The 5,632-nt window shown below is 62.8% G+C and carries 7 protein-coding genes and 1 pseudogene; 7 read left to right on the forward strand and 1 reads right to left on the reverse strand.

Translation table 11 applies throughout. The annotated features are described in order from the left end of the window. The 7 genes from EOA60_RS16130 to EOA60_RS16160 all read left to right on the forward strand — a co-directional run. Positions 1-232 (forward strand): EAL domain-containing protein (locus tag EOA60_RS16130; RefSeq protein ID WP_128311590.1); only part of this gene is annotated, 232 nt, incomplete at its 5' end. Positions 233-455: 223 nt separating this feature from the next. Further along, positions 456-1,376 carry a hypothetical protein gene (locus EOA60_RS16135; RefSeq protein WP_245322337.1) on the forward strand — a complete coding sequence of 307 codons (921 nt, stop codon included), beginning with the start codon at positions 456-458 and terminating at the stop codon, positions 1,374-1,376. A 144-nt stretch (positions 1,377-1,520) separates the two neighbouring features. Next, positions 1,521-1,670: a DUF3096 domain-containing protein gene (locus EOA60_RS16140; protein ID WP_095824351.1), complete on the forward strand. Its 150-nt coding sequence runs from the start codon at positions 1,521-1,523 to the stop codon at positions 1,668-1,670. 272 nt (positions 1,671-1,942) lie between these two features. Then, a complete protein-coding gene (locus tag EOA60_RS16145) occupies positions 1,943-2,167 on the forward strand; it encodes an aa3-type cytochrome c oxidase subunit IV (protein WP_095799174.1) in 225 nt (74 codons plus the stop codon). Positions 2,168-2,253: 86 nt separating this feature from the next. Then, positions 2,254-3,522: a Re/Si-specific NAD(P)(+) transhydrogenase subunit alpha gene (locus EOA60_RS16150; protein WP_095824350.1), complete on the forward strand. Its 1,269-nt coding sequence runs from the start codon at positions 2,254-2,256 to the stop codon at positions 3,520-3,522. After that, positions 3,522-3,944 (forward strand): proton-translocating transhydrogenase family protein, encoded by a 423-nt coding sequence (locus tag EOA60_RS16155; RefSeq protein WP_067003367.1) that lies wholly within the window; start codon positions 3,522-3,524, stop codon positions 3,942-3,944. Before EOA60_RS16150 ends, EOA60_RS16155 begins: the two co-directional genes overlap by 1 nt. Position 3,945: 1 nt before the next feature. Next, positions 3,946-5,343 carry an NAD(P)(+) transhydrogenase (Re/Si-specific) subunit beta gene (locus EOA60_RS16160; RefSeq protein WP_067324170.1) on the forward strand — a complete coding sequence of 466 codons (1,398 nt, stop codon included), beginning with the start codon at positions 3,946-3,948 and terminating at the stop codon, positions 5,341-5,343. Between the two features lie 76 nt (positions 5,344-5,419). On the opposite strand, the pseudogene EOA60_RS16165 reads toward EOA60_RS16160, so the two are convergent. After that, positions 5,420-5,632: pseudogene (locus tag EOA60_RS16165) on the reverse strand (hypothetical protein); the annotation flags it as partial.

Below are 5,632 nucleotides of genomic sequence, written 5' to 3' on the forward strand. Positions count from 1 at the left end.
GCTTCTGAAGGGTATCGTCGGCTTGACCCGGACGCTGGGCCTGGTCGTCACGATCGAAGGGGTGGAGACTTTCGAGCAGCTGAAGATATTGGTGCGTTCGGTCAAGCCAGACCTCGTGCAAGGCTTCCTGTTCGGCGCCGCGCTCAGCGCGTCCGGCATCGAGACGATGTCGAACGTCACCTGGCCATTCGCCGCGGACCTGCGCCTCGCCCCCAGACGGTCGGCCAGATAGGGAATTTCATCATTCAGGATTAAGAATGCGCGTTGCGTTGGCTACGCAGCAATTTTCGTCCAATCGGAAGGTTTTGACCCGATTGTTCAGGATCAAAAGCTCACATTTGTTTTCTCTAAGCAATTCAATACGGCAAAGTATTTTGGCTTGATGCCCTATATTACCGGTAGCTGCGGCAGCCAAGTCCTTTCAGCTCTGGCATCTGTGAACTCCTTGACATCGGATGCGTGCCAAGGTCCGAGTGTGCGGTCGACTTTTCCGCCCAACCCTTTCCGGCGCATTGTTAAGGTTAACGGAAGGTAAACCAGCAGTATCGAATTTTCGGCTTGTGTCTCATTTTGACTCGAATAGCCTGTTTACAGGCGGATACGAGGACTTGAGGATGGATGCTGCAAGAAACGATGCGCAGGCTGACGCCGGCGCAAATGCTGGCTCGGCGCTGAATCGTTCGATCATGCAATTGCTGGAGCATGTCGATTATCGTTTGATCACGGGGGGCGAGGATCTGGAGGCGATCTACCGCCTTCGCTATCAGTCCTACCTGCGCTCAGGCATGTGCGGCCCGATCGCCAGCGGGATGTTCGAGGATCGCTGGGACAACCTGCCGAATTCCTACCGGTTCGGCGTCTATTTCGATGGCCACTTGGTCAGCACGCTGCGGCTCCATTACATTTCCCGCGAGCACCCCTATTCGCCCTCTGTCGACGCCTATCCGGAAATCTTGGCAGAGCGGCTTGCCCGCGGAGAAACCTTCATAGACGGAACCCGGTTCGCAACCGACGCGGATAGCGCGCCCGCGCCCGGAGTCCTGCCTTTCCTGACGCTGAGGCTCGGCATGGTGGCTTCCAGCTATTTTGGCCAGACGGCCGTGCTGACGCCGGTCAAGGTCGAACATTCCGCCTACTACGCCCGCATCTTCCATGCCGTGCAGCGGACAGAAGGCAAGGTGTTTCCGGGTGTCCTTGCGCCGATCGCCTTGTTCGAGATCCCCTGCGGTGAAAACTTGCGCCAGACGCTCGACCGCTTCCCGTTCTTCAAGTCGACGCCGGTGGAGCAGCGGATGATGTTCGCCAATCCGGCCATCAACCGGCTCACCCCTCTGTCGATCGTACCGACGGCCAAATACTATCGCGATGCCGCCTGAACGGGCGTCCTTCCGCGCCTCGTGAACCTTCCCCGCGGCTCCCGCGTTACGAGTACCGGCGTCACTGATCATCGACGGCGCCGCATTCTTGCCCCAGGCTTGTCGCCGGCTCAAATCGGGTTTTTCACGGGAAGGAGTACGATTATGACCATCCACTCGCTTGCGCTCACGCCCCTGATCTCGCTGATCGCCGGCATATTGATCCTGGTGATGCCGCGCCTGCTCAACTACATCGTCGCGCTCTATCTGATCGCGGTCGGCCTGCTCGGCCTGTTTCCGCACCTCGCCGCCTAATGTATCTCGCCCGGAACTGTGCAGCGGTTCTGGGCAACGGCACCCATCAAAAAGAGCTTTGAAGCGTCTCGCCTGAATCCGATTCAGCGCGACGCGCTTTAAAGATCCACGACGCCCCTCGCCACGGCGAGGGCCTCCCATCGCAATTTTAGCTTCCGCCCATTTCAACTTTCGTTTGAGGCTGTTGTCGCGGGCCGTGCGGCAATAGCGCCATTGCTCTTGCTCGGGCTTTTCGCTATGTGCCTCGAAGGCATTTTCGAAGGGGTATTCCTATGGCTGATCACACGCCGACCGGTCCTGTCGAACTGGGCGCGCAGATGGACTATGCCGAGCATGATCGTACCTACAACGCATTCCTGGCGCTCGCCAAATACGGCTCGCTCGTCTGCGCCGCCATTCTGCTGGCCATGGCCTTCGGCTTCTTCGCGGGCGGCTTCTTCTCGGCGACCATCCTGTTCATCGTGATCATGGCCGTCGGCTATTTCATTCTGCGGTAGACTTTCCAAGCCATTGCGTTCGACGTTCCGCCGGAGGTCCCGGCCGACGCCTTGCGCAGCAAGGTTCCAGCCGAAAGGATCATGCGGTGGGGCAGACGGTATTCATCCCTCGTGAGCTTGACGCGAACGAGCCGCGAGTCGCGGCCTCGCCCGAGACGGTGAAACGGCTGGCGGGCCTGGGCTTCGAGGTGATCGTCGAGAAGGGCGCCGGCCTCGGCTCGCGCATTACCGATCAGGAATTTGCCGCCGCCGGCGGCACGATTGGAACTGCCGGGGACGCCAAGAACGCCGATGTGGTGCTGAAGGTGCGCCGGCCGACCGATGCCGAGCTCAAGGGCTACAAATCGGGCGCGGCCGTCATCGCCATCATGGATCCTTACGGCAACGATGCGGCGCTGGCCGCGATGGCCAAGGCCGGCATCACCGCCTTCTCGATGGAGTTCATGCCGCGCATCACCCGCGCGCAGGTGATGGACGTGCTTTCCTCGCAGGCCAATCTTGCCGGCTACCAGGCGGTGGTCGATGCGGCGGCCGAATATGACCGCGCGCTGCCGATGATGATGACGGCGGCGGGCACGGTGCCGGCAGCAAAAACCTTCATCATGGGCGTCGGCGTCGCCGGTCTGCAGGCGATCGCCACAGCGCGCCGTCTCGGCGCCGTCGTCACCGCCACCGACGTGCGCCCCGCGGTGAAGGAGCAGGTGCAGTCGCTCGGCGCAAAGTTCCTGGCGGTCGAGGACGAGGAGTTCAAGGCGGCGGAGACCGCCGGCGGCTACGCCAAGGAAATGTCAAAGGAATATCAGGCCAAGCAGGCGGCACTGACCGCAGAGCACATCGCCAAGCAGGATATCGTCATCACCACGGCGCTGATCCCTGGACGTCCGGCGCCGAAGCTGGTGTCGGCCGCCATGGTCGCCTCGATGAAGCCGGGCTCGGTGATCGTCGACCTCGCCGTCGAACGCGGCGGCAATGTCGAAGGCGCGGTGCCAGGCAGGGTCGTGACGACGGAAAACGGCGTCAAGATCGTCGGCCATCTCAATGTGCCCGGTCGTGTCGCTGCATCCGCTTCGCTGCTCTACGCCAAGAACCTCTACGCCTTCCTCGAGACGATGGTCGACAAGGCGACGAAGACCCTTGCCATCAAGCGCGATGACGAGTTGGTCAAGGCGACGATGCTGACCGATGCCGGCCAAGTCGTGCACCCCAGTTTCGCCAAGGCCGCCGGGCAGCCGCGCACCGAGCCGGCTGCGATCCCGGCCACGGTCCTGGTCGCGGATGCCGCCGACAAGAAACCGGCGCCCAGGAGGAGGGCCGCAGCCAAGTCACCCTCGCCTAAGCCAGAAGGGACCGCGTGATGGAACAGCTGCAGAAAGCCCTCGACCAGCTCGATCAGGCGACGGCTGCCGTACGCCTCGCGGTGCAGGATCTCGCCAATGCGCCCGCCGGCGCCGAGGCTGCCGGCAACGCCGCGCACGCGCTCTCGGGCGGCGCCATCGATCCCTTTGTCTTCCGCTTCGCCATCTTCGTGCTGGCGATCTTCGTCGGCTATTATGTCGTCTGGTCGGTGACGCCGGCGCTGCACACGCCGCTGATGGCCGTCACCAACGCCATCTCCTCCGTCATCGTCGTCGGCGCGCTGCTCGCCGTCGGCATCGCGGCCTCCGGCCTTGCCGCGGGCTTCGGCTTCATCGCCCTGGTGCTGGTGTCGGTCAACATCTTCGGCGGCTTCCTCGTCACCCAGCGCATGCTCGCCATGTACAAGAAGAAGGAAAAGTGACGTGACCGTCAATCTCGCTTCCTTCCTCTATCTGGTCTCCGGGATCCTGTTCATCCTGGCGCTGCGCGGCCTGTCGCATCCGACCACCAGCCGCCAGGGCAATCTCTACGGCATGATCGGCATGGGCATTGCCATCGCCACCACGCTGGCGCTGGCGCTGCCCTCGGCCGGCCGCTTCGGCCTGATCGTGCTCGGGCTTGCCATCGGCGGCGGCGTCGGCGCCTATGTGGCGCGCCGCATCGCCATGACCTCGATGCCGCAGCTGGTCGCCGCCTTCCACTCGCTCGTCGGTTTCGCCGCCGTCATGGTGGCGGCGGCTGCCATCTACGCGCCGGAAAGCTTCGGCATCGGCACGGCCGGCGACATCCATGCCCAGGCGCTCATCGAGATGAGCCTCGGCGTCGCGATCGGTGCCATCACCTTCACCGGCTCGGTCATCGCCTTCCTCAAGCTCGACGGCCGCATGTCCGGCAAGCCGATCATGATCGGCGGCCGCCACCTGATCAACATCGCGCTCGGCGTAGCCCTCGTGGTGCTGATCGTGCTGCTCGTCACCACCGAATCCAAGCTAATCTTCTGGCTGATCGTCGCCGCTTCGCTGGTGCTCGGCGTGCTTCTGATCATCCCGATCGGCGGCGCCGACATGCCGGTCGTGGTGTCGATGCTGAATTCCTATTCCGGTTGGGCGGCAGCGGCGCTCGGCTTCACGCTCGGCAATCTGGCGCTGATCATCACCGGTGCGCTGGTCGGTTCTTCCGGTGCGATCCTGTCCTACATCATGTGCAAGGGCATGAACCGCTCCTTCATCTCGGTCATTCTCGGCGGCTTCGGCGGCGAGACGGCTGCGGCTGCCGACGACGGCATCGAGCGCACCGTCAAGCAGGGCTCGGCCGACGACGCCGCCTATCTGATGATGAACGCGCAGAAGGTCATCATCGTGCCCGGCTACGGCATGGCGGTCGCGCAGGCGCAGCATGCGCTGCGCGAGATGGCCGACAAGCTCAAGGCCAATGGCGTCGAGGTAAAATACGCCATCCATCCGGTTGCCGGCCGCATGCCTGGCCACATGAACGTGCTGCTCGCCGAGGCCAATGTGCCCTATGACGAGGTGTTCGAGTTGGAGGATATCAACTCCGAATTCGCCCAGGCCGATGTCGCCTATGTCATCGGCGCCAACGACGTCACCAACCCGTCCGCGCGAGATGACAAGAGCAGCCCGATCTACGGCATGCCGATCCTCGACGTCGACAAGGCCCGCACCTGCCTGTTCGTCAAGCGCTCGCTGGGTTCGGGCTATGCCGGCATCGACAACACGCTGTTCTATAAGGACGGCACCATGATGCTGCTCGGCGACGCCAAGAAGATGACCGAGGAAATCGTCAAGGCCTTCGATCACTGATCCGGCTTGCCATCTCAAAGACCGAAAAGCCCGGCCGTGAGCCGGGCTTTGTCTCTCAATCACCGGATGGTTCAGTCTAGCCTTTGGACAGGAAAAGCGCCTCGTCTTCGTCGCGCTGCTTGCCGCCGAGAGCTGCGGCAGCGCTGGCGATGAATGCGCCGATGACCAACGCCAAGGCGCCGATCAGGGCAAATGAGGCCGTTGCCTTCCTGGCCGTGTCTGCCGCCTGCTTGGCCTTGGTCTTGGCCTCCTCCACCTTTGCAAGCACCGCATCGACACGGGCCTTTGC

It is taken from the genome of Mesorhizobium sp. M1A.F.Ca.IN.020.06.1.1 (genome assembly GCF_004023265.1).
Classification (GTDB): Bacteria; Pseudomonadota; Alphaproteobacteria; order Rhizobiales; family Rhizobiaceae; genus Mesorhizobium.

What these genes read in the sequence shown, in the direction of transcription:
- EOA60_RS16155 (WP_067003367.1), top strand. Translation starts at nt 3,522, where the DNA reads ATGGAACAGCTGCAGAAAGCCCTCGACCAGCTCGATCAGGCGACGGCT.
- EOA60_RS16135 (WP_245322337.1), top strand. Translation starts at nt 456, where the DNA reads ATGCGTGCCAAGGTCCGAGTGTGCGGTCGACTTTTCCGCCCAACCCTT.
- EOA60_RS16140 (WP_095824351.1), top strand. Translation starts at nt 1,521, where the DNA reads ATGACCATCCACTCGCTTGCGCTCACGCCCCTGATCTCGCTGATCGCC.
- EOA60_RS16145 (WP_095799174.1), top strand. Translation starts at nt 1,943, where the DNA reads ATGGCTGATCACACGCCGACCGGTCCTGTCGAACTGGGCGCGCAGATG.